The organism is Rummeliibacillus pycnus, from assembly GCF_050459865.1.
GTDB classification, from domain to species: Bacteria; Bacillota; Bacilli; order Bacillales_A; family Planococcaceae; genus Rummeliibacillus; species Rummeliibacillus pycnus_B.
The window spans coordinates 39,755-65,634 of record NZ_JBCMNM010000021.1; the positions used below are offsets into that span (position 1 = coordinate 39,755).

General features: G+C 35.0%; 26 protein-coding genes. 22 read left to right on the forward strand and 4 right to left on the reverse strand.

Features of this window, described 5'->3' with window-relative positions:
• The first annotated feature begins 102 nt into the window (after positions 1-102).
• Both ABE048_RS05560 and ABE048_RS05565 read left to right on the forward strand, forming a co-directional pair.
• The gene (locus tag ABE048_RS05560) at positions 103-1,569 is read left to right on the forward strand and encodes a UDP-N-acetylmuramoyl-L-alanyl-D-glutamate--2,6-diaminopimelate ligase (RefSeq protein ID WP_430309740.1); all 1,467 of its coding nucleotides are present in this window, start codon (positions 103-105) and stop codon (positions 1,567-1,569) included.
• 72 nt (positions 1,570-1,641) lie between these two features.
• Entirely contained in the window at positions 1,642-2,091 is a 450-nt protein-coding gene (locus ABE048_RS05565) for a YlbF family regulator (protein ID WP_430309742.1), read from the forward strand.
• A 317-nt stretch (positions 2,092-2,408) separates the two neighbouring features.
• Here the strand turns inward: ABE048_RS05565 and ABE048_RS05570 are convergent, their stop codons facing one another.
• On the reverse strand, positions 2,409-3,308 hold the full coding sequence (locus ABE048_RS05570) for a glycerophosphodiester phosphodiesterase (protein WP_430309743.1): 900 nt from the start codon (positions 3,306-3,308) through the stop codon (positions 2,409-2,411).
• 130 nt (positions 3,309-3,438) lie between these two features.
• On the opposite strand from ABE048_RS05570, the gene ABE048_RS05575 reads away from it, so the two are divergent.
• A complete protein-coding gene (locus ABE048_RS05575) occupies positions 3,439-3,711 on the forward strand; it encodes a YlbG family protein (RefSeq protein ID WP_430309744.1) in 273 nt (90 codons plus the stop codon).
• A gap of 83 nt (positions 3,712-3,794) precedes the next feature.
• Here the strand turns inward: ABE048_RS05575 and ABE048_RS05580 are convergent, their stop codons facing one another.
• On the reverse strand, positions 3,795-4,184 hold the full coding sequence (locus tag ABE048_RS05580) for a DUF7147 family protein (RefSeq protein WP_430309745.1): 390 nt from the start codon (positions 4,182-4,184) through the stop codon (positions 3,795-3,797).
• Positions 4,185-4,238: 54 nt separating this feature from the next.
• Between ABE048_RS05580 and ABE048_RS05585 the strand changes: the two genes are divergently transcribed.
• The 3 genes from ABE048_RS05585 to coaD are packed head-to-tail and all read left to right on the forward strand — an operon-like array spanning position 4,239 to position 6,768.
• Positions 4,239-5,663 (forward strand): hypothetical protein, encoded by a 1,425-nt coding sequence (locus tag ABE048_RS05585; protein ID WP_430309746.1) that lies wholly within the window; start codon positions 4,239-4,241, stop codon positions 5,661-5,663.
• Between the two features lie 39 nt (positions 5,664-5,702).
• A complete protein-coding gene (gene rsmD / locus ABE048_RS05590) occupies positions 5,703-6,278 on the forward strand; it encodes a 16S rRNA (guanine(966)-N(2))-methyltransferase RsmD (RefSeq protein ID WP_430309747.1) in 576 nt (191 codons plus the stop codon).
• Positions 6,268-6,768 carry a pantetheine-phosphate adenylyltransferase gene (coaD, locus tag ABE048_RS05595; RefSeq protein WP_430309748.1) on the forward strand — a complete coding sequence of 167 codons (501 nt, stop codon included), beginning with the start codon at positions 6,268-6,270 and terminating at the stop codon, positions 6,766-6,768. The genes rsmD and coaD overlap by 11 nt, the downstream gene beginning before the upstream one ends.
• Positions 6,769-7,184: 416 nt before the next feature.
• On the opposite strand, the gene ABE048_RS05600 is transcribed toward coaD, so the two are convergent.
• Positions 7,185-8,099 carry a hypothetical protein gene (locus ABE048_RS05600; protein ID WP_430309749.1) on the reverse strand — a complete coding sequence of 305 codons (915 nt, stop codon included), beginning with the start codon at positions 8,097-8,099 and terminating at the stop codon, positions 7,185-7,187.
• A gap of 118 nt (positions 8,100-8,217) precedes the next feature.
• Here ABE048_RS05600 and ABE048_RS05605 point away from each other — a divergent pair, with 118 nt between their 5' ends.
• Positions 8,218-9,276 carry a SepM family pheromone-processing serine protease gene (locus ABE048_RS05605; RefSeq protein WP_430309750.1) on the forward strand — a complete coding sequence of 353 codons (1,059 nt, stop codon included), beginning with the start codon at positions 8,218-8,220 and terminating at the stop codon, positions 9,274-9,276.
• Here the strand turns inward: ABE048_RS05605 and ABE048_RS05610 are convergent, their stop codons facing one another.
• Entirely contained in the window at positions 9,277-10,476 is a 1,200-nt protein-coding gene (locus ABE048_RS05610) for a nucleotidyltransferase (RefSeq protein WP_430309751.1), read from the reverse strand.
• 126 nt (positions 10,477-10,602) lie between these two features.
• Here ABE048_RS05610 and ABE048_RS05615 point away from each other — a divergent pair, with 126 nt between their 5' ends.
• The 15 genes from ABE048_RS05615 (at position 10,603) to ftsW (ending at position 25,863) form a co-directional block, all read left to right on the forward strand.
• Positions 10,603-11,136: a YceD family protein gene (locus ABE048_RS05615; protein ID WP_430309752.1), complete on the forward strand. Its 534-nt coding sequence runs from the start codon at positions 10,603-10,605 to the stop codon at positions 11,134-11,136.
• A 24-nt stretch (positions 11,137-11,160) separates the two neighbouring features.
• Positions 11,161-11,334 carry a 50S ribosomal protein L32 gene (gene rpmF, locus ABE048_RS05620; RefSeq protein ID WP_102692762.1) on the forward strand — a complete coding sequence of 58 codons (174 nt, stop codon included), beginning with the start codon at positions 11,161-11,163 and terminating at the stop codon, positions 11,332-11,334.
• A gap of 157 nt (positions 11,335-11,491) precedes the next feature.
• Positions 11,492-12,253: an enoyl-CoA hydratase/isomerase family protein gene (locus tag ABE048_RS05625; protein WP_430309753.1), complete on the forward strand. Its 762-nt coding sequence runs from the start codon at positions 11,492-11,494 to the stop codon at positions 12,251-12,253.
• A gap of 53 nt (positions 12,254-12,306) precedes the next feature.
• The gene (locus ABE048_RS05630; protein ID WP_430309755.1) at positions 12,307-12,696 is read left to right on the forward strand and encodes a transcriptional regulator; all 390 of its coding nucleotides are present in this window, start codon (positions 12,307-12,309) and stop codon (positions 12,694-12,696) included.
• 326 nt (positions 12,697-13,022) lie between these two features.
• Positions 13,023-13,925: a ketopantoate reductase family protein gene (locus tag ABE048_RS05635; protein WP_430309756.1), complete on the forward strand. Its 903-nt coding sequence runs from the start codon at positions 13,023-13,025 to the stop codon at positions 13,923-13,925.
• Entirely contained in the window at positions 13,925-14,314 is a 390-nt protein-coding gene (locus tag ABE048_RS05640) for a DUF3397 domain-containing protein (RefSeq protein WP_430309815.1), read from the forward strand. Before ABE048_RS05635 ends, ABE048_RS05640 begins: the two co-directional genes overlap by 1 nt.
• A 76-nt stretch (positions 14,315-14,390) precedes the next feature.
• Positions 14,391-16,007, forward strand: a complete 1,617-nt coding sequence (gene bshC / locus ABE048_RS05645) for a bacillithiol biosynthesis cysteine-adding enzyme BshC (protein ID WP_430309757.1) — start codon at positions 14,391-14,393, stop codon at positions 16,005-16,007.
• Positions 16,008-16,430: 423 nt separating this feature from the next.
• Positions 16,431-16,862, forward strand: a complete 432-nt coding sequence (mraZ, locus tag ABE048_RS05650) for a division/cell wall cluster transcriptional repressor MraZ (RefSeq protein ID WP_430309758.1) — start codon at positions 16,431-16,433, stop codon at positions 16,860-16,862.
• Positions 16,863-16,884: 22 nt separating this feature from the next.
• The gene (gene rsmH / locus ABE048_RS05655; protein WP_430309759.1) at positions 16,885-17,823 is read left to right on the forward strand and encodes a 16S rRNA (cytosine(1402)-N(4))-methyltransferase RsmH; all 939 of its coding nucleotides are present in this window, start codon (positions 16,885-16,887) and stop codon (positions 17,821-17,823) included.
• A gap of 14 nt (positions 17,824-17,837) precedes the next feature.
• The gene (gene ftsL / locus ABE048_RS05660; protein ID WP_430309760.1) at positions 17,838-18,209 is read left to right on the forward strand and encodes a cell division protein FtsL; all 372 of its coding nucleotides are present in this window, start codon (positions 17,838-17,840) and stop codon (positions 18,207-18,209) included.
• 32 nt (positions 18,210-18,241) lie between these two features.
• Positions 18,242-20,356 (forward strand): penicillin-binding protein, encoded by a 2,115-nt coding sequence (locus ABE048_RS05665; protein ID WP_430309761.1) that lies wholly within the window; start codon positions 18,242-18,244, stop codon positions 20,354-20,356.
• 82 nt (positions 20,357-20,438) lie between these two features.
• Positions 20,439-22,355: a stage V sporulation protein D gene (locus ABE048_RS05670; RefSeq protein ID WP_430309763.1), complete on the forward strand. Its 1,917-nt coding sequence runs from the start codon at positions 20,439-20,441 to the stop codon at positions 22,353-22,355.
• A 76-nt stretch (positions 22,356-22,431) separates the two neighbouring features.
• Positions 22,432-23,403 carry a phospho-N-acetylmuramoyl-pentapeptide-transferase gene (gene mraY, locus ABE048_RS05675; protein WP_430309764.1) on the forward strand — a complete coding sequence of 324 codons (972 nt, stop codon included), beginning with the start codon at positions 22,432-22,434 and terminating at the stop codon, positions 23,401-23,403.
• Entirely contained in the window at positions 23,403-24,755 is a 1,353-nt protein-coding gene (gene murD, locus ABE048_RS05680; protein WP_430309765.1) for a UDP-N-acetylmuramoyl-L-alanine--D-glutamate ligase, read from the forward strand. The genes mraY and murD overlap by 1 nt, the downstream gene beginning before the upstream one ends.
• Positions 24,756-24,777: 22 nt before the next feature.
• Complete coding sequence (gene ftsW / locus ABE048_RS05685) at positions 24,778-25,863, forward strand: putative lipid II flippase FtsW (RefSeq protein WP_430309766.1); 1,086 nt, start codon at positions 24,778-24,780, stop codon at positions 25,861-25,863.
• Positions 25,864-25,880 lie beyond the last annotated feature (17 nt).

The window sequence follows — 25,880 nt, forward strand, 5'->3', positions numbered from 1 at the left end:
ATCTCCTCGTGACATATTCTGCATGTTTTTCATACGATATAAGTGGTGAAGGGGTTATAGTAATGTATTCATATTTCATTAAAAGGTGCAGGAGGAGCATAGTTGATCTTGGCAGAACTGTTAAAAGAATGGCCATGTGAATTAGAATGCGGTTCTATACGTACTGAAATTAAAGGAATTACCGATAGAGCAAGTGATGTTAAGCCAGGTGACATATTTGTTGCAAGAAAAGGAAAAAAATTTGATGGATGGGATTATAAAGAACTGGCGATACAAAATGGGGCTGCAGCTATCGTACATAATCGATACGAAGCAAAAGCCAATCTGCAGATTCCAGTTATTTGGGTACCTAATTGTTCAACTTTTTTATCGTATGCAAGCAAAAAACTGTACGGTGCTTATGATGAACAACTTACGATTGTTGCGGTAACGGGAACAAATGGAAAAACGACGGTAACTCATTTTATAGGTCAATTATTACAATCTTTGCATGTCAATGTAGCCGTTCTTGGAACTGTAGGTGTATTTATTAATGGAAAGAAGCAAGCTGTGAAATTGGAACCATTAACAACACCATTAGCGACAGAATTATATAAAATTTGTGCTTATTGTGTTAGTCAAGGCGTTACACATCTAGTCATGGAAGCTTCATCCCTTGCATTATCTGAACATCGGCTTGACAACTGTAATATTGATATTGGCGTATATTTAAATGTAAGTAGGGACCATTATGAAGAACATGGTGGTGAAAAATATTACCTTGCAGCTAAGAGAAGATTATGCCTATTTTCTGAGCAAATTATCGTTAATATAGATGATGCATACTGTAAGCAACTAAGAATGGAGCATCCAATAGTTAAAACTTTCGGAAAGAGTTTATTAGCAGATTGTAGTATTATCCATGAACAAAAAATAGAAGATGGGACGCAATTACTTATTCAGGATCATGATATACCTATTGATGTAATGATCCCTTTTCAAGGTGAGTATTTGCAATATAATGTACTGGCAGCAATTACAACAGTTACTGAATTAGGATTTTCCCTCCAGGAAATTGCCGAGCATACTAGAAAATTAACATTGCCAGCAGGAAGAATGCAAGAAATTGAAAATACACTTGGATTTCGAATAATCATTGATTACGCACATACGCCAAGTGCATTAGAGGCTTTATTAAGTGCACTACGATTGCAATCTTCAAAGAAATTAGTGGTTGTCTTTGGTTGTGGAGGGGATCGAGATCAAGGAAAAAGGATTGAGATGGGAGAAATAGCTGATGCGTATGCAGATTATATTTGGCTTACTGATGATAATCCAAGAGGGGAGTCATCCAGTGCTATTTTGAATTCTATAGTAAAAGGAATTCACATGAAGCCATATAGAATGGAACCGAATCGCAAAAAGGCTATTCAAAATGCTATTAATAGTTGCAAACAAGGCGACATCTTAATCATTGCAGGAAAGGGCCATGAAGAAGGGCAAATCGTAGCAGGACAGATTTTTCCCTTTTCAGATGAAAAAGTTGTAAAAGAAATCGTTACAATGCTAGAAAAAAATCAAAAAAGTTAATAGTAATAATCCTCTAATCATACAAGTTTTCATAGAATCTGTTATGATAAGAGTAGATTGGGGGAAATAACGATGATGATGACTTCTGACTGGGCTTTGATTCTTGAAGAAATAGAAGCGCTGAACGCTATGATCCGTTCCTCCGAACAATATGCGAACCTTCAAAAAGCGCATGAGGCAGTTTATATAGATGCCGAACTTGTTCGTGAAATTTATGATTTTCAACGGATGAAGGAACAGTATGAAGATGTTCAACGGTTTGGGAAATACCATCCAGATTATCAAACGATAATGAAATCAATTCGTGTGAGAAAACGTGAACTTGATGTTAATGATAAAGTTTCCAAACTTAGAATTGCAGAGAATGACTACCAAGATTTATTGGATGAAATTAGTTTACTAATTGGAAAAACAGTCTCAGAAGCTGTTAAAGTACCTGTAAGTAATCCATTCTTCCAATCTGGTTCATCATGTAGTAGCGGAGGATGCGGTTCAGGTGGCAGTTGTTCTTGTTCTGCATGAGAAAAGTTCTAAGTACATTTCATGAAAGTTTTCTAATAAAGTGGAAGTGAATGCCCCTATACTCAGTACCTAACAAATTGCTCTAGGACAAATAAGATTTGCCGGAAAATCGGCTACCGATACTCATGTTTTGAGTGTTAACGGGAATTTTTTATGAGACGAAGCTAGAGAAGCAATGCAGGCACAAAATAAGGAAGATAGGTATTGGGGCGAAAATCTCATGAATGTTTTATTGATAATAAAAAGAGGTTTCTACATTTTGTAGAAACCTCTTTTGTATTAAAACTGAATATCTAGTTAATCTAATCTGTTGTCTATTATAGACTTACAACTTTTACTGCTAAATCAGGGCGATCTGTAACAATACCTCTTGCACCTATATTTACTAATTTCTTCATAGTTAATGCATCATTGACAGTCCAATAATGAACTGGAATATTTAAGTCACTTAAAAATTGAATGAAACTTTTATTATCTAGTGAAAATACACCATATTTTTCTGGAATTTGGAAAATATCAACTTTAGGATGATATAAATGACCAAATTGACTTGTGAAGGAAGTATAAGCTTTTCTTACTTCAGCCTGTCCTGCGCCTAATGCTACTTTATTTTGAGCGTAGAGATTAAAACGGTCAATTTGTTCATCATAAAAGCTTGTAACGACTACATTATCTGCTACATCCATTTCTTCGATTAAACGCCATAATTTAGAAGGCATAAGGCCACCTTCATATGTATCCGGCGCGTCTTTCATATCAATATTTATGAACTTATCTGGGAACTTGTTCAATAATTCACGTAACGTAACGATTGATTCAAATTCATCACGGTAAGAAAGGTAGCCATCTAAATCAACAAAATTATATCCAAAATTAAACTTACGTAATTCTTCTAATGTTAAGTCAGCTATACGACCAGTACCATCACTAGTACGATCGACATAATCATCATGAGATACAACGATTTCTTCATCTTTAGTCAGACGTATGTCAATTTCAAATCCATCTACACCAATTTCATCGGCTTTATGAAATGCTGCCATTGTATGTTCTGGTGCTATATGTGATCCGCCACGATGTGCTAAAACTACTGGATGCTCATAAGATAAAGCATCTTTACTTTCACGTTTTTGTGGTTTAGAAAGAGCCTTGGATCCTGCCCAAGCTGCTGCACTTGCCGCAGCAATTGCGATTGCTACTTTCGTTTTCTTTCCCATATTAGTCCTCCTCAGAATGCAGACTTATTGTTCTATTATAACGGATTATCCTCTATCCTGTCAGCTAAACTTGGTTGCGTGAAAATTCGAAGCTATGGTATTCTTGTTGGTAAGAAAAGAGGGAATCTAAATGAAAGACCGACAAGGCTTAATCGTATATGTACATCACTTAAAACAGGCTAAATCAATGCGCCGATATGGGCATGTACATTATATTTCTAGAAGACTAAAATATGTCGTTTTATATTGCAATCAAGAAGATATTGAAAGTACTATAGCTAAATTGACCCGTCTTCCTTACGTGCGTGAAGTCTTACCGTCTTATCGTCCATTTGTTTCTTCTGAGTTTGAAAATGCCAAACCAGATAAAGCAAAAGAGTATGATTATAAAACGGGTCTATAAAGGATTAACAATTTTTGTCGATATAAAGATGGAATAGTAAATTTTATCTAGTTGCAAAATAGCTTTATCAAAAAAATAAGTAATTAGTGCAATGATGGGATGTAGTGATAAAGACGCAATATACCGATCAAATATTGGTAATATAGATCTTTTTCAGCATAAATTGAGGAATGCTTAACATCTAATGTAATCAGTAATTGATCCAATTCTTTTACAGTTTCCTCAAAAATTTCTAAACGTTTTGAAGGCTTTTCAGTCGAATAAGGAATTCCTTCTCGGCAAATATAAATCGGTGTAAATTTACTGTCACCAACTGGTTCAAATGCAGTAGCGATTGATGCTACTTTTTTATCACCAATGGTTGCAGTGAAAACAAAGGTACGACTAATACGACGCTTATTTGTTTTCATAAGTTCACATAGTTCGTAAACGTCACCGTAGCCTTCTCCAAGTTCTATGAATTGTTGAATCATATATCATACACGTCCTTTCTTAACACATAGTATCATGATTTGGAGGATTAGCACATGAAATTTGCAGCCAGTTTATTTTCCATACTGCTATTTTTAAATGGTATTATGTTGACGTTTCAGTACCATGTCTATTCTGATCAATTGAAAGAAGAAGACAAGGCCATTCACTATAATCAAGATATTGACATTGTTTATCGTAAAGGGAAACTGATTGTTAATCATCACTTAAGCTCTTTACCGAATGAAAGCTTGAAGTTTGTATGGCCAACAAAAAGTGTATCGAAAGCTTGTTCTTCACATGATAAGAGCAATTGCAATCGTTTAAATAAAACACTTACCGGTCTTCAAGCAGGAAAAACAGAAGAACAAACAGTATCTTATGTAATTCCAGTATCCAAAAAAGGATTGAAATCAGGACAAATTCTACAAGATGTTTTCTTAACATTACAAAATGGTACACCTGTACACACAACTGTACATATTAGCGATGAAACTCGTTCAGGTGGCCAATGGATTACTGGATTACCTGAAGTGGATAGTAAATCAATGAAGCTTGTTCAATACACCATGTTTAGTGGAAATGGACCTGTAACATCTTTATATTGGCAAAAAAGTAAGATGAAAGAAATATTTACGAATGATCAGATGACTCTTTACGGAACGAATGCAATATCTGGTGATTTAGCCAATTCACTAAAGGGGCTAGAATTTGAGAACTTTGAGCATGTAGCCATCATAGAAACAAATAAAAAGAGAAAATCTGCTGGTCGTATTTTGTTTACTTCTGAACTGAATGAAAAAACACTTGAACAAAAAGTAATCTTGTCACAAATACACCAACTATATAAATTTGATACTACTCCATCATGGGCACCAGAAATTGTGGCTTCATTTTTAACAGATCGTACATTGGGGTCTGAAAAAGCAAAGAAAATGATTGCTGTGTTAAAAAATTACATGAATCAGGCTCAATTGACGGAATGGAAAAAGGGTTTAGAAAAAATGCAAGGTAAAGAAGTGACAACTACTAATCTGGATCAATTATTAACTAAATCCATCAATTTAAAAACATCTTTCTTTACTATGAATGCAAATAATGGTAATACATTGGCACCTTTATTATTTGAAGATAAACGCCCAGTGTATATAAATGAATTGCAACAAAAAAATCTGCAAGTTATATTTAAAGATGGACGTATTCTATATTCTGTTAAACCAATATTGATGAATCTTGGATATACTTCAAAGGTTGGAACACATGGGTTTTATGTAAAGAGTGATACACGCTCATTTAGATTCCCTATGGATGAACCATTCTACGTGTATAATAATCATCGTTATGATACTATATCTCAACCAATCGAGAAATATGGTAATGATTATTATGTAGAAGAAGCTTGGCTAGTTCGATTATTCCTAGTAAATATCGAAAAGTCAGATAAACGAATTGATATTAAAACAATTAAGAATGAGCAATAAGATACGCCAATATTTATAGTTATAAAGGTTTGGTGAATAATGAGAGTAATTTCAGGTGAGCGTAAAGGAATGCCTTTAAAAGCTGTTAATGGTACAACAACGCGTCCAACAACAGATAAAGTAAAAGAGTCCTTATTCAATATTTTAGGGCCATATTTTAATGGCGGAATTGCGCTGGACTTATTTGCAGGAAGCGGCGGATTAGGTATTGAATCATTAAGTAGAGGAATGGATAAAGCAATCTTTATCGAAAAAGATGGACGAGCATTCCAAAACTTAAAGGAAAATATCGCGAAATGTCGTTATGAAGATCGAACTGAAATCCATAGAAATGATGCAACTCGTGCTTTAAAAATATTAATAAAAAAAGAAGTACAAGCAGATTTGATTTTTTTAGATCCGCCGTATAAAAAACATCAATATTATGAGTTGATTCAGGATATTGTATCAAACGGTGTAATTTCGAAAGAGGGAACTATTGTCTGTGAGCATGATAAAGAGATTGAGTTACCAGAATCATTCTTTAATTTTCATAAAGTAAGAGTGGAAAAATATGGTGGTACCATTATTTCATTCTATCGTCTTGTCGAGGAAGAAGGAGATTATGTTGGATAAAATCGCTGTTGTACCGGGAAGCTTTGACCCGATTACCAATGGACATTTAGATATTATTAAACGAGCTGCGGATATTTTCGATGTTGTATATGTTGCAGTTATGAATAATTCGAGTAAACATCCATTATTCGATGTTTATGAACGTATGAATTTAATTGAACAAGTTACAAAACATATGCCGAATGTAAAAGTAGACTCTTCTTCGGGATTATTAATTAATTATGCGAAGTCAAAAAATGCAAATGCAGTTGTACGTGGTTTACGTGCAGTATCTGACTTTGAATATGAAATGCAAATAACTGCGATGAACCGTTTTTTAGATGAACATATTGAAACCTTTTTTATCATGACTCAAAACAAATATTCATTTTTAAGTTCTAGCATTGTGAAGGAAGTTTCACAATATGGTGGAGATATCCATGGCTTAGTTCCTGATATTGTTGAAGAAGCTCTTAAACAGAAATTTGAGCAAAAATCCAATCAAAAATAATAAAATAGCTGTACAAAACTGTACCCCAATTGTTAGACACGTTTATAACAATTGGAGGTGCATTTTTTATGGGGAAATTTACACTGGAAAAGTTAAAAAAGATGAAAATTTATAATTAAAATCTGGTATAGCTATCTTTGTTGATGTGGAATTAGCGTAGCGATGCAGGAGCAATCTTTACCTGCGGGAAAGCGAGACAGTTGAGACCCCAAAGTGCAATTAAGGAACGGAGTCTAAGAACGCCACGTCCTGTGGCAACGACTCCGTGACCAACATCCTGTTGCCCCGAGGAGGCTCATCGCTCGCCCGCGGAAAGCGCAGCTGATTCCACTTCACGGAAAAGCAGATATATACTATAAATATTTTTAATACTCCACTTTTTCAGTGTCCTCATTATCCTACTGGCAAATTTTTCGCTAATGAGAAATAAAAAATATCCAATATAAAATTGGAATTAATACTGTTTGGAAAAGTCGTGTATATACATAAGGAATCATGGATATTTGTGCTTCTTTTGCTAGAACTGCTACTTGTAAATGTATACTCAGTCCTTGCATTGACAAAATTGTAATTACAATTAATTCTAGCCAATTAGAATTAGCAAATAAGCTTTGTGAAGCATCTAAGCCTGATGTCATTTCAAGGAAACTATATAGAGAGAGCATAATGCTATTAGGTAGTTGATGAACAAATCGCAATAAAGTTTCTGTTAATACAAAACTAATGGTTGTAAAGAAAATAACTGTAGCGGCTACGAGTAGAACAGTGGGTAAGCTATTTTTGATACTTTCAATTAATGGTGATGTAATGGCATCTTGTTGATGGGATAGAATAGGCTTAGAATTTAATTTTCGAAATTTAAGAATAAAAATAGCTAGCATGACAATATTAACAAAATGAATTAGTGCGAGCATATACCAACCACTACTAGGGTTATTTAGTATTTCAACACCAACAAAACCAACAACAAAAAGTGGACTTGGAGCATGGCAAATAGCTAATAGTAGTGGAGCTTCTTTTTTTGTGATTTGTTGTTGTTTATACAAAAAGCTAATAGTAGCTGCGCCGGTAGGAAAACCACCTAATGCACTTAGAAAATAAACTTGTAAATAAAATCTCCATTTTGAACGCTGTGGTATACTGGAAACATTTGATAAACGTAAAAGCCATTGAGTTAGTATAAGATACGGAAGTAAGTATGGAAATAAATGATCAATAAAGAGCTCCATACCTTTATCTGCACCTTCGTGGGCTAGTCCAGGTTGTAATAGTAATAAAAGAATAAAAAGCCAGCATATCAATATATTGCTGTAGTGTAATACGATGTACATCATCCATTCTTATGATTTTATGAAAAAAGGAACTAGTGATAAACTAATACAATCTAAGCGAACAAATTTTCTAGAATATCGTCATATGATATGACTAAAGTTGTTTGTTATTTGGGAGGTGTACTTATTGAATTTAAAAAGGTTTTTAGCGCTCATTATTTTAACAGTGCTAATAATTCTCGGATTTGTTTACCCGATGCATTATTATATTATGCAGCCAGGCGGAGCATATGATTTAGATAACTATGTAAAAGTAGATCATGCTGATGAGCCTGGTAGAGGAAAACTAAATATGATGACTGTGGCAATGTCTGTGGCAACCCCATTTACTTATGCTTTAGCACATTTTAGTGATGAAAAGGAAATTTTAAAGGATAGTCAAGTGCGTAGTCCAAATGAAAGTGATAAGGATTATAATACCCGCCAGCTTAAACTGATGTCAGATTCTCAATTTAATGCAAAATATATAGCTTATAAAAAAGCGGGTCTTGACTATACGATTCATTATAACGGTGTATATGTTTTCTATGTCGTTGAAAAAGGTGCAGCAGATGGGATTCTACACACAGGCGACAAAGTAATTGGTATTGATGGACTAGAAATTCATAAGCATACGGAGCTTGTAAAATATTTAGATACCAAGAAAATGGGTGACACAGTAAAAGTTAAAATTAATCGTGATGGCCTGACTTTAGAGAAAACAATTAAGTTAAAAAAAATACCAGGATCTCAAGGGAAGGTTGGTCTGGGGATATCATTTGCAGATAGCACTTCAATTACAACAAATCCTAAAGTAACCATCAATGCACAAGATATTGGTGGCCCATCAGCTGGTTTAATGTTTACTCTAGAAATCATAGATCAACTCACAAAAGGTGATTTAACGAAAGGGTATAATATAGCCGGCACAGGTGAAATGCTTGAAACTGGTGAAGTGGGACGTATTGGCGGAATCGATAAAAAAGTAATTGCGGCAAATGATGCAGGCGTTGAAATTTTCTTTGCTCCAAATGATACATTACCTGCAATTGTAAAGAAAAAGAATCCTGGTATCCAAACTAATTACCAAGAAGCTTTAAAAGAAGCAAAAAAATTAGGTACGAAAATGAAAATCGTACCCGTTAAAAATGTAGATGATGCATTAAATTATTTAGAAAAGCTTCCAGAAAAGAAATAATCATAATCGAATGGGCGGGATATTATAATCCAAGCCCATTTTATTTTTTCCAAGAGATAGCATATATAAATCAGTTGCATGAATATCCTGTAGTAACATCGAATCAGTAGAACTTGCAGCACGACTAATAATTGGTAATGTGAAAAATTTTTTTCGTTCAGATAAATAACGTTGCCCATTTTGGGTCATACCAAGTAAGCGAATATAGCTAGGAAGATTCGCTGATTTTAGCTGTTGCCATGTAAAGTTAGTAAAAATATGAGTAAGCATTCGCTGTATTCTTGTCCATGTATATCGCTTAGATTTTACTTTTTGCATAAAGTTATTAAAATCCTGGCATTCCTTCGCAGCTTGTATAATCAAGAATTCTATTCCTTCAGTAACTTCAGCGTAAGATGCAATTTGTTCCGGTGTAAGACGCAGAATGGAAAATCTCAAATAAGGCCAAAAAAGTTCCCAACTGGCAAAATGCTGATATTCTTCGTACCAATCCTTTAATGTATTGTATGATGTATTTGGTAAATACGGCTTGATACTCTGTATGGAATGTTGCTCCTGGATGGTTTGACGAATACCTGTTGCACTAGCGATAGTCGTACCATCTTGTATCGCATCATGGTAACCTGCTTGTACACGTTGGATTGTAATTGGTTTTATATGCGTTTGATATTTTTGGGCAGTTTCTACGTAATGATATCCAAGAATATTATTAGGCTTTGTTAAATCAGCGTATGTATGCTCGCTGTTTGGGATAAGCTTTTGATAAGCTGTATTTAAAGCTTGAGGATAGCTTAAACCGGTTTTAACTAATTTTTGAATATTTTCTTGAAACGCACTATTCTTGTTCTCTAAAAGGCTGTGAGTATGCAAAAAAGGCGCAATATCTCCTTGTTCACTTCCAAAAGATAAATAATCACATTGTAATGCTTCAAGTAACATGACACCACCCTTAGCAAAATCACTTGCTTGAGCTGTAGCATAAACGTATGGTAGTTCAATGACTAAATCCACACCACTTGCTAGTGCCATCTTAGTTCTAGCCCACTTATCGACAAATGCTGGCTCACCACGCTGCAAAAAATGACCACTCATTACTGCGATTATTACATCTGCATCTGTATGTTCTCGTGATTGTTTGATATGATAGAGATGTCCGTTATGAAATGGATTGTATTCAACAATTACACCAGTTGCAATCAAATCTTCACCCCGTTTATACTTAGTAATATGATTATACGAGGACTTTTGTCTAGTGACAAGAAAATATCTTGACATCTATAAATTAGCATTATATAATCAACTTTGTTGTCTTGAGGTGATAAACGTATGAAATGGGCAATCCCACAATTATCTAAATATCGCCAAAACGGGATGCCAATTGACGAAATTGTTCAATTGGGCGGACTAATGCGTCGTAATACGGACATTCGCCGTAGTACACCCGTTCATGTAAAAGGATTTTGCACTTTTGGTGCAAGTCAAATGAACTGTCATTTCCAATTGACTGGCACACTTACACTTCCTTGTTCACGAACTTGGGAAGATGTCGAGTTTCCTTTTGATATTGAATCAGATGAAGTTTTTAGCTGGTCTGATGAAATAAATGCAGATGAATATGATAATGTTCACCCTGTTGAAGGAGAAGTAATTGATGTTGACCCTGTATTAGAAGAACTAATTTTATTAGAAATTCCATTACAAGTGTTCAAAGAAGGTGCTGAAAATCCAGCTCCAAAAAATAAAGCCGATTGGTCTTATTTAACGGAAGATGAGTTTTTAGGTCAAAAAGAAAAAGACGCACAAAAAACGGATCCAAGACTGGCTGCTTTAGCTAAGTATTTTGATCAAACAGACGAATAACCGATCTGTAAGGAGGTGCCATCAATGGCTGTACCATTTAGAAGAACTTCTAAAACTGCGAAACGTCAACGTCGCACACACTTTAAACTAGCTGTACCAGGTATGGTTGCTTGCCCAAACTGTGGTGAACTTAAATTGGCTCACCATGTATGTAAAGCATGTGGACAATACAAAGGTAAAGAAGTTGTGAGCAAATAATTCAGTATTTGTTCTAAAAAAGACTACTAGAGAGACCATGGCTCTCAAGTGGTCTTTTTTTAGTTGTTTTTTGGATTCCTATTATTTAAAAGCGAAATATACCTATTTATGATAAAATAATTGATAATTTCAAAAATTACACAAAGGGGATTAAGACATGTCATATTATTTTTCAGAATCAGATGGTGTATTAACGTTTACGATTAACCGTCCAGAAAAACGTAATGCGATAAATGATGCAGTGATGGAAGGATTTAAAGAAGTTATTGCGTATGTACATACGCATGAATCTGTACGCTTTTTAGTAGTTACCGGTGAAGGAGATAAAGCTTTTTGCTCAGGAGGGGATTTAGCGGAATTCCATAATCTTCATAGTGAAGGACAAGCTTTTGGCATGCTAAGTAAAATGGCTAAAATTTTGTATGAGCTTGCAACTTTACCAGTACCGACGATTGCGCTAGTTAATGGTACGGCAGTTGGTGGAGGTTGTGAAATTGCAACAGCATGTGATTTTCGATTAGTTAAAAAAGGAGCAAAATGTGGTTTTATACAAGGAACACTAGGTATTACTTCCGGATGGGGTGGCGGAACATATTTATTTGAAAGAGGCTTGCGACATGATCGAGCTCTGAAAATGTTAGTAGATGCAAAAGCATATCCAGCAGAGCTACTTTACGATATAGGCTTTGCTATGCGTGTTTTTGATAGTGATAAAGAACAAGCATTAGCAGAATTTATAGAAGATATGAAGAAAATTCATCCTAGTGTCCACAAGGCATATAAAGAAATGGAGTTACGGAAATGGCGTGAACGTAATTTGTTTGACCGTGTTATGGATGAAGTCAAAACATGTGCAAAATTATGGGAAGGCGAAGAACACCATAAAGCTGTAAAACAGTTTCTATCAAAAACAAAATAACTTCTAAACTTGAAAAACTCGCATATAGTAGTAAAAAATGCGAGGTGATATGTATGGAATTAAAAAAGCGTAAAGACCAATGGCTACAACAAGATGATGACCGTCTAGCACAAATTGTGCTACAGGCAGTCAGTGAAGGACGCTCGCAATTAGCAGGCTTTCAAGAAGCAGCAGAGGCTTTAGGTAGAACCAAACAAGCATGTGGATTTAGATGGAATAAAACATTACGCAAAATACATGAAAAGGATTTAGATAATGCAAAATCTCAGCCAAAACAAATGATGAGAACACATTTAAAGCAAGCGTTAACAAGTTTTGATCAATTATCAGAAGCTTATTTTGAGTTGAAAGATGACTATGATCAACTTCAACATAATTACTCGGAACTGATTCAATGGCTTGAAACTGGTACGCTATATTTAAAAAAGGAAACATCTGAATAGATGTTTCCTTTTTTCTCGAAGAAATACAATTATAAATTGCTGATGTTCTAATTTTATAGAAATTTCCCAAAAGGAAACGTCAATTTATACAACTAAAACAGCATGAGTATCAGCAAGAAATAGATATCTTTAATCTAGCTTCAGAACGAATTATAGATGAAATAATAGCATCAGAAAATATTCGAATAGCACTTATTAAACTCTTAGATCATTTAGAGTCAAAGGAAATTCTAACACCATATCGAAAACATCCAGTATAATAGCTACAAGGTCCGCGTATTTTCGGTGGATCTTTTTTGAGTAAAGTATAAAGAAGAGGTGTGCAAATGCGTTTTGTTATCGTTGGAGGAGGAGCCGTTGGACTTGTTATGGCTAATTACCTCGCGCAACTTGGATATCCAGTAGAACTTCTTGTTCATTCAGAAAAGCAACGATCGGCAATTGAAGATAACGGTGTTGTATTTACAGATTGTCATGGAAAAAAGAAAGTTCGTCATTTTGTTGTGAGAACAAATTTATCAGAATTACACCAACAAGCAATCTGGATTATTGCGGTAAAATATCATCATCTAATGGACTTAAGACCATTATTTAAGCAATTGCCAGAAGAGACAGAACTATTATTTATTCAGAATGGCATTCGACATATCGAGTTTGCACATAAGCTAAAACAGCATTCAATTTTAATGGGATCTGTGGAATTTGGGGCTGAAAAAGTTGATGATAATAGTGTCATACATCGTGGTAAAGGCGCTTTGAAAATAGCAAATTATAGAGGTCAACAATTTAATGTGGAAAAGTATTCATCCATTATATCACCTGAATTTCCAATTATAATAATGGATGATTACCGTAAAATGTTGTTACGAAAAGCACTATTGAATTGCTTTGTGAATACGCTAACTACAATACTAAGAGTGAAAAATGGTGAACTTATTGAACAACCATTTAGTTTAAAAATTTTGAAGCAATTATATCAAGAAGTAATGACCGCCTTTCCGGAACTAAAATCTCAGCTTTCGTTTGAGGATGTTTTCAATGTTTGTAAAAATACTGCAGAAAACACATCTTCAATGCTTGCGGATTATATGAATGGAAGAGTAATGGAGATTGATACCATAATAGGTGGCATCATCGATTTGGCACAACAAAAAGGCTGTGCCGTACCTATGCTATCAACTTGTTATTCACTATTACTGGCGATGCAAGAAGGTGGTGTTAGACATTGATGACGATTCTATCCATTTTCTTGAATATTTTCGTGTTATGTCCGTTTCTCTTTTTAGGGATTCTATATGTAATGTTAAAAAAATTCACTAAAAAAACAGTGAATCACTTTGGTAGGGCTGCGGATATAACAACCCTTATTTTATTTTTTTCAATACCAGCTACAGTAAAATTTTTTTGGTCCTTTGATATAGGATTTATGGTATTAATTATTGCAATAATCATTGCGATGGTGTTTACCATTATTGAATGGAGAATAACAAAGGAAATAGAGATAATACCGTTATTTCGTAAGATATGGCGTTTTTTATTTTTAGCCCTTTCATCTACATATATTACAGTATTACTTGTGGGAATAGTCCAAAAAATAATCATACATATAGCAATGTGAGCGTATTTTTTTATAAAGCGTAATGTAAATGCTATACTTCAATATAGTTAACTATCATAGAGGAGTTTACAATATTATGAAACTGGAGCAAATTGAGATTCCTGTAACGAATCCTTTACTAGATGATTATCTTAATGGGAAATCGTCTTTATTATCATTTTTTCATTATCCGAATAGGGAAGAATCTTTTTCACAACGGTTAAAGGATTTAGAAAATCATCCTATTCGTCGTAGACAATTAGTATCTATAATTCGTGATTTTATGGAGCCTTTAGAAATCTCTAATAAGGCAGAAGAACATTTACGAGAATTAGAGGATCAAGCGGTAGTTATTGTTGGAGGACAACAATCTGGATTATTAACAGGTCCTTTATATTCTGTTCACAAAGCGATTTCAGTAATTTTGTTAGCGAAAGAGCAGCGGGAAAATCTAGGGGTTCCAGTTGTACCTGTTTTCTGGATAGCTGGAGAAGATCATGATATTGATGAGATTAATCATACATTCACAGCAGTAAACGGGCGTTTAGAAAAACATATTTATGGTGAACGCTCGAAAAAGAAAACAATGGCGTCTACCACAAAATTAGATGTTGAAATAACAAGAAAATTCATCAACGAAACTTTTAAACAGTATGGAGAGACAGCTTATACTGAAAACTTATTAGCGAAAATTGACGCTATACTACTAAAAAGTACAACATACACAGATTTCTTTGTCCAAATTATGAATTGGTTGTTTAAAGATGAAGGATTATTATTTATCGATGCTGCCAATCCAAAATTACGTGAATATGAGTCTCCTTATTTCGAAAAATTAGTTCAACATGCAGAAACAATTGCAGATGTTGTAACTATTCGAGAAGCGGATCTTGTAGAATTTGGATATGGTACACCAATCGGTGCTACTAAAGAAGCTGCAAATCTTTTCTATGTAAAAGATGGCGAACGTTTCTTATTAGAACGACATGACGGGAAATTTATTAATCATATGGCAAATGTTCAATTCACAAAAAGTGAAATGCTAGAACTTGCTAAAGAAAATCCAACTTGTTTAAGTAATAATGTTGTTACAAGACCGTTAATGCAAGATATGGTATTCCCTGTACTTGCGTTTATTGGAGGACCTGGCGAACTTGCATATTGGTCTACCTTAAAAGACGCCTTCGAAACGTTAGAAATGAAAGTGCCAGTTTTTGTGCCGCGAATGAATATGACCATTGTCGATCGACAAGTACAGCAGATACTTGATGAGTTACAAATTTCTGTAGCTGATGCTATTGAAGGAAAAACAACCACTTTAAAATCTTCTTTTGAAAATGAAGTGTATGATGTCAGTGCAAAAGATGCAATTGAACAAACAAAGCAATTACTGCAAACACAGTATGATGGATTGCAGGAACATTTAAGCAATAGCAATGTTCATTTGGGCAAATTGGTTGATAAGAACTTATCGATTCATGAATCACAACTAGACTTCCTAATGCGTAAAATAGAACAAGAAATCTTGTTAAAATATGATGTGAAAATAAAAAAATATCGTACAATTGAAGATCGTATACTACCAGGTGGTGGTCTTCAGGAGAGAACATTTAATCCATTCCAGTTTATGAACGAATATGGCGAAGATCTTGTGAAAGATATGATGGCATTACCATTCTCAATGAATGGTAAGCATAATGCAATCTTTTTATAACGATTGAACTAGTAAAAGAGAAGGAATCTGCTTAATTTTTTCTTTAGGTTCTATATCATTTGTTGGTCGAAGTGAAGCAGGTGCATTCATCGAAACAGATTCGTTAGATACTTTCGAAGTATGACCAAATATTTAACGTAGAATTTATCTTTAATAAAAATGTAATAAAAATCAAAAAGCTATCTCATTGAGATAGCTTTTTTCTATGAGAAAAGTAACAGTGCAATGGGAAGCTTAATAAAAGTATTCTACAAAATACGATTGAACGGCATAAATTATCTATTAACAATTGAAAATGTAGACTGAAACAAGATTTTAAGTACAATTTACACATTTTTATAATTTAGCTTGGAATTGTTTATGAATTAGTGGTGGAATGTGGGGGAATGTGGTAATCTATTTTCATATAGTGGGGTGAGTACCATGTTCATGGGGGAATATCAACATAACATCGATGCAAAAGGCCGCTTAATCATACCAGCAAAATTTAGAGAACATTTCACAGAAGGTTTTGTTATTACTCGAGGATTGGATCAATGTTTGTTTGGTTATCCTATTGAAGAGTGGAGAAAACTAGAGGAAAAGTTGAAAAAGTTGCCTGTTACAAAAAAAGATGCGCGTGCATTTACACGATTCTTCTTTTCTGGTGCAACAGAGGTAGAAATTGATAAGCAAGGCCGTATTAACATTCCCATGAATTTACTCTCATATGCCCATGTAGAAAAAGAATGTGTTATTCTCGGCGTGTCTAACAGAATTGAAATTTGGGCACAGCAATCTTGGCAAGAATATTTTGCAGCATCTGAAGATTCGTTTAACGAGATTGCTGAGAATATGATTGACTTTGATATATAACAACAAAGAGGAGGATTTTCAGTTGTTCAATCATACGACCGTATTACTGAAAGAAACCGTAGATGGATTGAACATTCGTCCTGACGGTATATATGTGGACTGTACATTAGGTGGTGCTGGCCATAGTGAGTACCTCGTTAGTCAATTATCTAATGAAGGACGCCTCATCTGTTTTGATCAAGATTTAACTGCTATTGACAACGCAAAAACCCGTTTAGCTCCGTATATTGATCGTGTAACTTTTGTCCATTCAAACTTCCGCTATCTGAAAGAAGAACTAGCCAATTTAGGAATTTCTAAAGTAGATGGGGTTTTATACGACTTAGGGGTTTCATCACCTCAACTTGATAATGCTGAAAGGGGTTTCAGCTACCATCAAGATGCACCTCTTGATATGCGTATGGATACAACGGCAGAACTAACTGCTTATCATGTTGTCAATGAGTGGGATTACAACGATTTAGTTAGAATTTTTTACCGTTATGGAGAAGAGAAATTTTCAAAACAAATTGCTCGTAAAATTGAAGAGGCAAGAAAAATGCAGCCGATTCAAACTACAGGTGAATTAGTTGAATTGATTAAAGAGGGAATTCCAGCGGCAGCAAGACGTAAAGGTGGACACCCTGCAAAACGTATCTTCCAAGCAATTCGAATTGCTGTGAATGATGAATTAGGAGCAGCAGAAGAATCTTTACAACAAGCGATTGATGTTATTAATGTAGGTGGACGAGTTAGTGTCATTACTTTCCATTCGCTTGAAGATCGACTATGTAAAACAATATTCAAAGAAGTTTCATCATTACCAGAATTACCACCTGGTTTACCAGTTATTCCAGCAGAGTTAGCACCAGCTATAAAACTTGTCACTAGAAAACCGATATTACCATCGGATGAAGAACTAGAAGCAAATAATCGCGCACGCTCTGCAAAACTTCGCATTGCTGAAAGAATAAAAGACTAAGAGGAGTTGATAACATGGCACTACTAGATCAGAAGGAACAGCATATATACATTCAGCAACCAGACATAACTGAAAAGCTTGTCCCAAAAACTGAATCTAAACCTTTCAAAAATAGAGTCACTAAAATTGAAAAAGTTCTGATGATTGCAATGGTTGCAGCGATTGCAGTAATAGCTGTAATGAATTTAAATATCCAATCTTCTATCAATAGTACTTCAGTTGAAATTCAAAAGACTGAAGCAAGTATAGATGAAGTTAAAAAACAAAACTCAGAATTGTCTATGGAAGTAAGTGAACTTTCAGCATATGATCGTATTTGGAAAAAGGCGAAAGCTTTGGGATTAAAACTCAATGAAAAAAACGTGAAAGCAGTGTCAGGACAATGAAAAAGAGTAAGTTTCAATGGGGAGCCTCCACGATGCTAATCATCTATGGGCTCTTATTTTTTTTAATGTTTTTTAGAATTTTCTATATTCAAGTAACTGGCCAGGCAGAAGGTCAAAAATTAGCTGCAAAAGCAACGGCTAGATATGAAAAAACAAAAACAATTACAGCAGACCGAGGAAATATTTTAGATAAACATGGACAAGTCATTGCTGAAGATGCAATTAGTTATCGTTTAGTAGCAGTTGTAAATCCCAAGGCATCAAAGGGTACGAAAAAAGTGATGCATGTGGAAAATCCTAAAAAAACAGCAGCCATATTAGCACAATATATTGATATGGATGAAGATGAAATCTATAAAAAACTAACACCTAAAAACAAAGAAACTTATCAAGTAGAGTTTGGTTCAGCAGGTCGCGATATTAGTCATGCAACGATGAAGGAAATTTCAAAACAAGAACTTCCTGGTATTATCTTCATGGAAGATAAAAAACGATTTTATCCAAATGGCACATTCGCTTCCAATTTAATCGGAATAGCTCGAAAAGATAATGATGACCCGCAAGCACCTGCTGTAGGGAAAATGGGATTAGAATCCATCTATAATAAAGAGCTTTCAGGTGTTAACGGAAGTGTACAGTACAAAAGTGACTTACTAGGGTATTTATTACCGAATAGCGAGAAAATGGTTCAACCTGCTAAAGATGGAGATAATGTTTATCTAACATTAGATAAGACAATCCAAAATTTCCTAGAAGATTCAATGAGTAAGGTGTACAACCAATATAAGCCTAAGTCAATGATTGGTATTGTAGCAGATCCTAAAACGGGTGAAATACTAGCAGTTTCTCAACGTCCAACTTTTAATCCACAGACAGGTGAAGGGTTAGATAACAGTTGGATTAACGCAATGACTGAAACTACTCTTGAGCCAGGCTCAACGATGAAAACATTTACGCTAGCAACAGCAATTGAAGAAGGTAAATGGAACCCTAATGACACGTACCAGTCAGGGCAATATAAAGTATATGACCGTACCATTCGAGATGCTAACCAAGTAGGTTGGGGAAGAATTACATATTTAGAAGGGATTCAACGTTCCTCAAACGTTGGTATGGCAAATTTATTAGAAAAAATTGGTGACAAGACTTTTATTGAGTACATGAAGAAATTTGGTTTTGGTCAAAAAACCGGTATTGATTTACCAAACGAAGCAACTGGTAAGATTTTAGATGAATATCCAATTAACCGAGTCACAACTACGTATGGTCAAGGATCTACAGTGACACCAATTCAATTAATTCAGGCAGAAACGGCAATTGCTAATGACGGTAAAATGATGCAACCTTATGTAATTGATAAAGTTGTTGATCCAAACACAGGTAAAATTATTAAAGAACATAAGCCGACTGTAAAAGGTAAACCTATTTCAGCAGAAACAGCGAAGCAAGTAAGAGAAACATTAGCAACAACAGTTACTTCTGAAAAAGGTACTGCACAAAAATTTGCAAGTAAGGAATACGAAGTAGCAGGTAAAACAGGTACTGCTCAAATCCCAAATCCATCGGGTGGTTACTATTGGGGGAAAAATGATTTCCTTTATTCATTCCTAGGTATGGCTCCTGTAAAAGATCCAAAATTAATCATGTACATTGCTGTAGAACGTCCAAACTTAGGTGTAACAGAAGTAGGTTCGGAGCCAACCTCAAAAGTATTTAATACGGTAATGGAAAGTAGCTTAAAGTATTTGAATATCAAGCCTAGTAATACTGTTTCTACAAAGTCCGTTCAAATGGAAGATGTCGTGGGGAAAGAATCGGATGAAGTCATTACAAATCTAGAGTCCAATAGTATTCAAACAGTTATGATTGGATCTAAAGGTAAAATTACGGATCAATATCCCCAAAAAGGTCAATCGGTATTGCCAAAGAGTCATGCGTTTATTAAAACATCAGGTAATATATCGATACCAGATTTTAAAGGGTGGTCATTACGAGATATATTAACTTATCAATCTCTTTCTGGTATTGAGATAAAAGTACAGGGCGATGGATACGTACAATCACAAAATATTAAAGCTGGAACAGTATATGATGGCAATAAAAAATTAGTACTAACATTAAAAAAACCACAAGAACAATATAAGTAGTTTCAAAAGAATATAATAGATAAAGCATAGCCACCTTTTTGCAATCATACTTTGAATGTAAAAAGGTGTGATTTGTCGAACAATGTGGGTAACTAAACAAGCTAGTGTGAGATTAAAACTTATTTTAATGATTTTTATCTGTTTGGGATTATTGTTAATTGGAAAATTGATTTTTGTCCAGTTTATTCAACATGAATTTTTGACAAAAAAGGCGGAAGAGAATTGGGACCGTGAAGTGCCGATGAACAGTTTACGAGGCGATATTATCGATCGAAATGGCAAGCTTTTAGTAGGAAATAAATTGGCACCTACACTCTATTTTATGCCCGCTCAAAACAAAGAACCTGAAAAAGTTGCAGCACAATTGGCACCAATATTACAAATGGACGAAAAAGATTTAGAAAAAAAACTTTCACAAAAAGTAACGATTATTAAGATTGCGCCACAAGGTAAAAACATTACTAATGAGTTAGCTGAGCAAATACAACAGCTACAAATTCCAGGGCTTTATACAGGTTTAGATTATATTAGAGATTATCCGTATGGCGTATTACTCTCTAGATTATTAGGGTTTACTGGTAGTGACATGCAAGGACTAGCAGGGTTAGAATATCAATATAACGATCTCTTATTAGGCAAGCAATCAGCAATTCGTTTATTTACAGATGCAAAAGGTGCCACCTTACCTCACGTAGAGGACGGATGGAAGGATGGACAGGATGGTGCAACTTTAGAGTTGACGGTTGATTTAGATGTGCAAAAGGTAATTGAAAGAGAATTGTCACAAGCTATGGAAAAGTATGATGCGGATCAAGCAATGGGAATCGCTATGAATCCTAACTCTGGGGAAATTCTAGGAATTGCTTCATTTCCTACATATAATCCAGCAGAGTATCAAAAAGTAGATTCGAAGATTTATAATCGGAATTTACCTGTTTGGATGACATATGAACCTGGATCTACATTTAAAATCATAACATTAAGTGCAGCGTTAGAAGAAAATGTAGTTGATTTGAAAAATGATCAATTTTATGATCCAGGTTATGCCATGGTTGAAGGGGCGAAGCTGCGTTGTTGGAAACGATCAGGGCATGGTCAAGAATCATTCCTTGAAGTTGTTGAAAATTCTTGTAACCCAGGATTTATCGAAATGGGTAGACGTGTTGGACCTACTAAACTTCAGCAGTATATCCGTGACTTTGGATTTGGACAGGTGACAGGCTCTAATATGGCTGGGGAATCAACAGGTATTTTATTTTCACCAAAAAATTATGGTCCAGTAGAGCATGCAACGACCTCATTTGGCCAAGGAATATCCGTAACACCTATACAACAAGTACAGGCAGTTTCTGCAGCTGTTAATGGTGGAAAACTAATGACGCCGTATATCGTCAAAAACATCATTAATAGTGAAAATGGTAAAGTTCTTAAGGCATATGAGCCTACTCAAAAAGGCCAAGTAATTCGTCCGGAAACATCTGCGAAAGTTCGAGCAGCGCTTGAATCTGTTGTGGCAAATGGATCAGGAAGAGGTGCCTATAGAGATCATTTGAGAATTGGTGGTAAAACAGGTACAGCACAAAAGGCAGAGAATGGGCGCTACAAAGATGGAGAATACATCGTTTCCTTTATTGGCTTTGCTCCAGCAGACGATCCTAAAGTAGTGGTATATGTAGCGATTGATAATCCAAAGAATGGTCCTCAATTTGGTGGTGTAATTGCGGCTCCGATTGTTGGGCGTATTATTGAGGATATTCACCCGATAGTTGGTATTGAAAATCGTAAAGAACAGTTGGAGAAGCCATATCGTTGGGGTGATATCGAAAAGGTTCGTGTTCCTAATTTAGTTGGTAAAACGAAAAAGGAAATTACAGAAATGTTATATCCGTTCCGATTAGAATGGCATGGAGAAGGAAATACAATTGTATCTCAGCTTCCAGCAGCAGATGCACAAATAGTTAAAGATGGGACTATTCACGTTTATTTAGAAAATCAGTAATATTAGTCTTTAAAAATGCAACCGAAACTACTATGATAATACATGTACTAAAGAAGGTTAGAAGGAGAATTTTTTCATGTCAATTCCAACAATGCTAATTATTTTAGCAATTTCATTTTTTATTTCGGTCGTCTTAGGGCCGATTATTATTCCTATGTTAAGACGTTTTAAATTTGGTCAAAGTATTCGCGAGGAAGGGCCAAAATCACATATGAAAAAGGCAGGTACCCCTACGATGGGTGGTGTCATTTTCTTACTTTCCATTATTGCAACAACAGTTATTATGAGTTTAGTAAAGGGTGCATTTACATCTCAAACAATTATTTTGATACTTGTTCTTGTTGGATTCGGAGTAGTTGGATTTTTAGATGACGGACTCAAAATCATTTTCAAACGTAATTTGGGTTTAACTTCTTTACAAAAATTAATTGCACAAATTGTTATTTCGATTGCGGCCTATTTCTTATTGAAATTAGGAACGTTTCATAATACAGTTCAAATTCCGTTTACAGATTTTGCAATACACTTAGGAGTATTCTATATGCTGTTTTTAGTCTTCTGGTTAGTTGGCTTTTCAAATGCAGTCAATTTAACAGATGGATTAGACGGATTGGTATCAGGAACAGCTTCTATTGCTTTTGCGGCCTATGGTGTATTGGCACTCTTAAATGATCAATTAGATGCTGCTATTTTCGCCTTTGCTGTTGTAGGTGCCTTACTTGGATTTTTAATCTTCAACGCAAATCCTGCAAGAGTATTTATGGGAGATACTGGTTCACTAGCATTAGGTGGGGCATTAGCTATGTTATCCATCTTAGTTGGTCAAGAACTTCTATTATTGTTAATCGGAATAATTTTTGTTCTAGAGACTTTATCTGTTATTATGCAAGTAACTAGTTTCAAATTAACAGGTAAAAGAATTTTTAAAATGAGTCCACTACATCACCATTTCGAACTATCCGGTTGGTCTGAATGGCGTATTGTCCTAACGTTCTGGTTAACAGCATTAGTGGCGGCATTGATCGCAGTGGTTCCGGAGGTATTATAATGAAAAACATAGCCATGGTGGAACACAAAAAAGTATTAGTATTAGGTCTAGCAAAAAGTGGTGTAGCAGCAGCTGAATTACTTCATAAAATGGGCGCATTTGTTACAGTAAATGATGCAAAACCATTCGAAGAAAACGAAGATGCTCAAAAACTTTTACAACAAGGAATCACAGTTATTTGTGGTCGTCACCCTGAGGATTTGTTGGATGAAGGCTTTGAATTAGTTATTAAAAACCCAGGTATTCCTTATACAAATATTATTGTTGAAGATGCTTTAAAACGTGGTATTCCTGTATGGACAGAAGTAGAATTAGCTTACTTAATTAGTGAGGCACCAATGATTGGTATTACAGGTTCAAATGGTAAAACAACAACTACTACGTTGCTTTACCATATTTTGAACCAAGGTGGCTTAAAGCCATTAATCGCAGGTAATATTGGTACAGTAGCTTGTACTGTAACAGAAATGGCAAAAGCCGATAATATTGTTGTGACAGAATTATCTTCGTTCCAATTAATGGGTACTGAAACATTTAAACCGAAAATTGCTATTTGGACAAATTTATATGAAGCACATATTGATTATCATGGATCTATGGAAGCATATGGTGATGCAAAATTTGCTATCACACGTAATCAAGATGCATCAGATTATTTAATCTATAACGAAGACCAAGAAATTGTTGCATCATATGCCAGAAAATCAAATGCACATTTAATTCCCTTTACAACAACTCATATCAATGAGGAGGGAATTAGTGCAGATGATGAAATGATTTACTGGTTGGGTAAACCATTTATGAAACGTGATATCATTGCTCTACCTGGTAAACATAACTTAGAAAATGTACTTACAGCAGTAGCAGCAGCTATTATTATGAATTGTCCTAAAGATAAAATGGAACATGTCTTAAATTCATTTACAGGAGTAAAACACCGTACACAGTTTGTTCGTGAATGGAATCAACGTAAATTCTTTAATGACTCAAAAGCAACAAACACCCTCGCTACTCGTAGTGCCATTGCAGCATTTAAAAACCCTATTGTATTACTAGCAGGTGGTTTAGATCGTGGTCATTCATTTGAAGAATTACGTCCATTTATGTCAAATGTACGTGCAGTTGTGGTATCTGGTCAAACTGCAGAGCGATTTGCAGATTTCGCTACTTCTTGTGGTGTAAATTTAATCGTACATGCTGAGAACATCCGAGAAGCTGTACCAAAAGCAGCGGAAATATCAAATGAAGGTGATGTTATTTTACTTTCACCTGCCTGTGCAAGTTGGGATCAATATCCAAACTTTGAAACGCGTGGAGATTTGTTTATCGAAGCAGTTATGAATTTAAAGTAACAGTTATTAAGTAAAAGGAAGGATGCCGTGCCTGATTCAGCGTGAAAGACTTTGGTTAATAATTGCAACGTCATTTTTAACTGTCATTGGCATTGTTTTTGTATACTCAGCAGGTACTTACTGGGGAAAGGTTCATTACGGTCAAACAGCACCTTTTTTAGTTAAACAATTGATTTATTTAGCAGTAGCTTTATTTGCCTTTTTCATTTGTAGCCGATATAAAGGGTTACAATTGGAAAAGACTTGGACATTCTTTTATTGGATGTCGATACTATTACTTGTTGCAGTACTAATTCCAGGAATTGGTGTAGTTCGAAATGGATCTCAAAGTTGGATTGCACTAGGACCCCTTAGTCTTCAACCGTCGGAACTTACCAAAATTGCAACAATCGTTAAACTGAGCTTTATTTTAGCAAAGCAAAAAGCTACGGAATCTAAAATTCACTTGCGACATTTTGTTTATTTATTTTTACCTATAGCTCTCATTATGTTACAACCTGATTTCGGTTCAGCCTTTATTTTAATCGTTTCTGTGTTTTTACTATTCTTCATAGCTGGATATCCAATTCGTTTTTATGCATTCTTAATTGTTGCTGGTGTTTTAGGATTGGTAGGATTAGTTCTATCAGCACCATATCGTTTAAAAAGAATAGAGGCATTTTTGGATCCATGGTCTGATCCTCTTGGTAGTGGATTTCAAGCAATCCAGTCATTGCTCGCTATAGGACCAGCAGGATTATATGGTTTTGGCTTTGGAAATAGTCGGCAGAAGTATTTATACTTACCTGAACCACAGAACGATTTTATCTTCTCTATTATTGCAGAAGAGATGGGGTTTATCGGAGCTGCAACAATTATTTGCACTTTTGGATTACTAATCTATTCTGGTTTTAAATTAGCATATAAATCGAGTCTTAAAGTATCGTTATATAGTATTGCAACATTGATAGGGATGATTGGTTTTCAAGCGTTTTTGAATATTGGAGTTGTTTCAGGGTTACTGCCTGTAACAGGTGTAACTTTGCCATTTATTAGTTACGGTGGTACATCGCTTGTTGTTACATGGATTGCCATAGGAATTGTTTGGAACTTTTCGAAAGAAAGATAACTTATAGAAGGGAGTGA

What these genes read in the sequence shown, in the direction of transcription:
- ftsL (WP_430309760.1), top strand. Translation starts at nt 17,838, where the DNA reads ATGGCACTACTAGATCAGAAGGAACAGCATATATACATTCAGCAACCA.
- ABE048_RS05670 (WP_430309763.1), top strand. Translation starts at nt 20,439, where the DNA reads ATGTGGGTAACTAAACAAGCTAGTGTGAGATTAAAACTTATTTTAATG.
- murD (WP_430309765.1), top strand. Translation starts at nt 23,403, where the DNA reads ATGAAAAACATAGCCATGGTGGAACACAAAAAAGTATTAGTATTAGGT.
- ABE048_RS05570 (WP_430309743.1), bottom strand. Translation starts at nt 3,308, where the DNA reads ATGGGAAAGAAAACGAAAGTAGCAATCGCAATTGCTGCGGCAAGTGCA.
- ABE048_RS05575 (WP_430309744.1), top strand. Translation starts at nt 3,439, where the DNA reads ATGAAAGACCGACAAGGCTTAATCGTATATGTACATCACTTAAAACAG.
- ftsW (WP_430309766.1), top strand. Translation starts at nt 24,778, where the DNA reads ATGCCGTGCCTGATTCAGCGTGAAAGACTTTGGTTAATAATTGCAACG.
- ABE048_RS05615 (WP_430309752.1), top strand. Translation starts at nt 10,603, where the DNA reads ATGAAATGGGCAATCCCACAATTATCTAAATATCGCCAAAACGGGATG.
- ABE048_RS05630 (WP_430309755.1), top strand. Translation starts at nt 12,307, where the DNA reads ATGGAATTAAAAAAGCGTAAAGACCAATGGCTACAACAAGATGATGAC.
- mraZ (WP_430309758.1), top strand. Translation starts at nt 16,431, where the DNA reads ATGTTCATGGGGGAATATCAACATAACATCGATGCAAAAGGCCGCTTA.
- ABE048_RS05565 (WP_430309742.1), top strand. Translation starts at nt 1,642, where the DNA reads ATGATGATGACTTCTGACTGGGCTTTGATTCTTGAAGAAATAGAAGCG.
- rsmD (WP_430309747.1), top strand. Translation starts at nt 5,703, where the DNA reads ATGAGAGTAATTTCAGGTGAGCGTAAAGGAATGCCTTTAAAAGCTGTT.
- ABE048_RS05625 (WP_430309753.1), top strand. Translation starts at nt 11,492, where the DNA reads ATGTCATATTATTTTTCAGAATCAGATGGTGTATTAACGTTTACGATT.
- ABE048_RS05585 (WP_430309746.1), top strand. Translation starts at nt 4,239, where the DNA reads ATGAAATTTGCAGCCAGTTTATTTTCCATACTGCTATTTTTAAATGGT.
- coaD (WP_430309748.1), top strand. Translation starts at nt 6,268, where the DNA reads ATGTTGGATAAAATCGCTGTTGTACCGGGAAGCTTTGACCCGATTACC.
- ABE048_RS05665 (WP_430309761.1), top strand. Translation starts at nt 18,242, where the DNA reads ATGCTAATCATCTATGGGCTCTTATTTTTTTTAATGTTTTTTAGAATT.
- ABE048_RS05640 (WP_430309815.1), top strand. Translation starts at nt 13,925, where the DNA reads ATGACGATTCTATCCATTTTCTTGAATATTTTCGTGTTATGTCCGTTT.
- mraY (WP_430309764.1), top strand. Translation starts at nt 22,432, where the DNA reads ATGTCAATTCCAACAATGCTAATTATTTTAGCAATTTCATTTTTTATT.
- ABE048_RS05600 (WP_430309749.1), bottom strand. Translation starts at nt 8,099, where the DNA reads ATGTACATCGTATTACACTACAGCAATATATTGATATGCTGGCTTTTT.
- ABE048_RS05635 (WP_430309756.1), top strand. Translation starts at nt 13,023, where the DNA reads ATGCGTTTTGTTATCGTTGGAGGAGGAGCCGTTGGACTTGTTATGGCT.
- rpmF (WP_102692762.1), top strand. Translation starts at nt 11,161, where the DNA reads ATGGCTGTACCATTTAGAAGAACTTCTAAAACTGCGAAACGTCAACGT.
- ABE048_RS05580 (WP_430309745.1), bottom strand. Translation starts at nt 4,184, where the DNA reads ATGATTCAACAATTCATAGAACTTGGAGAAGGCTACGGTGACGTTTAC.
- bshC (WP_430309757.1), top strand. Translation starts at nt 14,391, where the DNA reads ATGAAACTGGAGCAAATTGAGATTCCTGTAACGAATCCTTTACTAGAT.